The organism is Mesorhizobium sp. M7A.F.Ca.US.014.04.1.1, assembly GCF_003998745.1.
Taxonomy (GTDB): domain Bacteria; phylum Pseudomonadota; class Alphaproteobacteria; order Rhizobiales; family Rhizobiaceae; genus Mesorhizobium; species Mesorhizobium ciceri.
Window position 1 is genome coordinate 1 of the sequence record NZ_RZRW01000802.1, and the last position, 2,047, is coordinate 2,047.

General features: G+C 57.4%; 2 protein-coding genes and 1 pseudogene. 1 reads left to right on the forward strand and 2 read right to left on the reverse strand.

Going from position 1 to position 2,047, the window contains the following annotated elements; genetic code table 11:
- A pseudogene (locus EOA22_RS31650) lies at positions 1–368 on the forward strand (SEL1-like repeat protein); the annotation flags it as partial.
- A gap of 305 nt (positions 369–673) precedes the next feature.
- Here EOA22_RS31650 and EOA22_RS31655 read toward each other — a convergent pair.
- Together EOA22_RS31655 and EOA22_RS31660 are read right to left on the reverse strand one after the other, a co-directional pair.
- Positions 674–1,375 (reverse strand): Crp/Fnr family transcriptional regulator, encoded by a 702-nt coding sequence (locus tag EOA22_RS31655; RefSeq protein WP_024505426.1) that lies wholly within the window; start codon positions 1,373–1,375, stop codon positions 674–676.
- 162 nt (positions 1,376–1,537) lie between these two features.
- Positions 1,538–1,819, reverse strand: coding sequence for a hypothetical protein (locus EOA22_RS31660; RefSeq protein WP_127390509.1), 282 nt, complete (start codon positions 1,817–1,819; stop codon positions 1,538–1,540).
- Positions 1,820–2,047 lie beyond the last annotated feature (228 nt).

Here is a 2,047-nt window from a genome sequence, read left to right on the forward strand (position 1 = left end):
GCGGCGCCTGGTTGCCTCAGGCTGCCGCGCAGTGGTTCAAGCGGGCAGCCGCAGCCGGGCACGCCGGGGCTATGTTTGCGATCGGTGCCCAGTACGCGAATGGCCAAGGTCTGTCCTTCGACCCGGTCGCAGCGCAGAAATGGTTCGCCGCCGCCGCCGAGCGGGGACATGGCTATGCCCAGCTCATGCTCGGGGGCTATCTCTGCAATGGTCGTGCCGGGGAACACAACCCGGTAGCAGGCCGCCTTTGGCTCGAGCGAGCATTTGCGCAAGGTGTTCAGGAAGCCGCGAATGAACTCTCATATTTTGCCTCGAAGGCTGGCTCTGCGGGGGCCATAGGTCTGGTGGAAGAGCTACGCTCTGTTTAGGATCCGAGCAGCGAGCACCAATTCTCGCTCCTGATTGTGGTCCTCAAAGTGGGCCGAGCGGACTCGCCGCTGCAGCGGAACGCCAAGGACGGTGTCGCTTAGGCAACCGCGAAGAGATCGCGCCAAGAAACCGAGATTGAATTGGCCGGCGCCTGGCCAGCGGACGCCAGTCGGGATAGGGAGCGGGCCACACGGAACAGATCCGCCGCCGGAAAGTGGATGCTGCCCGGAAAAGCCCGTCCTCGATCTTGCCCGATGGCCGCTACCGGGGAGCAAGATTGCTTGCCATCGCATGCCGGGACGTCTCAACCGTCGACATATTCCTGCTCGAATCCAGCAAACTTAGTCAGGCCCTGCTGATCGAGCACACGAACGTGGCCCTGCCGAAATTCGAGAAACTTGCGCTCGCGCAGTTCCCGCAGCATCCGGTTGACATGAATGGGAGTGAGTCCCAGTGCGTCCGCCAGATCGTACTGGGTGAGAGGGCATTCATAGCTGTTGCGCGTGACAGAGCCGATTCGTTCCAGACGCGTCATCAGTTCGAGGAAGAGATGCGCCGTCCGCGCCAAGGCGCTGCGTCGTCCCACATTGGTGAGATGTTGAGCGACAACCGCTGCATTGTGCACGAGGGTTTCGAGAACAAGGGAGAACAGATGGGGCGACTGCATGGCCGCAACGGCAAATGTCTTGGTCGAAGCCACCAGAACTGAAATTTCGGTTTGAGCCACAAACGTTTCAAGAGCCCTGCCCGAGTAGGACTGAGGTAGGACGATGTCGCCTTTCAGTGCAAAATCTAGAATCTGTCGCTGCCCGCCGGCAAGTTCATGAGAAATGCACCCCCAGCCCGACTCGACAATGAACATGCGATCGCAATCCTCGCCCTGATTGACGATGACCGTCTCCGCCAGATAGCGCTTCGGCGTGAATCCCAGCCTTTTGATCAGCGCCGTATCGTCCTCATACGACAGGCGTTTTTCATTCCCGCGCAAAAATGGATGTGGCGTCATTCAGAAGCAACCCCGCCCAACTACTGCCCGAACTACCTCCCTCGCATACACCGTACATTAAAATTGATGTGAAGAATATGCTCCAATGCACTATCGATGACGTGGCAACGGCAGTTTTGGTTGAAGATAACAAGTTTTTCCCGGTCGGCCGATGGCGACAGGTTAAGTCTTATTTCTCTTGAAATTTTCCCGCATGGAATCGACTATTTCGCTGGCGACGAGGCAGCTGCGATTGTCCGCTTGCTCGGCGGCATTTCGTAACGTCATCGACGCGTCCTTAAGTAGCCCTCTAATCTCTGCTGCTGACAAAAGCTCGGACGCTTCGAGTTCCAGCAGCACGGATTCACTCACGTGCAGCGCAGCAAGCGCCACCGCTCTAGGCCTTGTGGCAAGCAGTTTCAGAATGTCACTGCTGGGTCTCGCACGGACTTTTTTTTTGGCCATCGTTGCGTCTCAACCGTTCGGACAAGATGGTTCACGTCTCAAAGTTACAACGCCTTGACGAATTAACCGCATTTCCATGATCGGGAGAGGTCGTTCAATGTGGCGTCAGGCATCTTCCCAAAGCATACTATCCCGCTTTGAGGCAGCGACACAGAGGCAAGTGCTACCGAATTTGCCGTAGCTACGACGTCCCTATCACCTTGCGGTACCTTGCTGATAAGCGGCGCA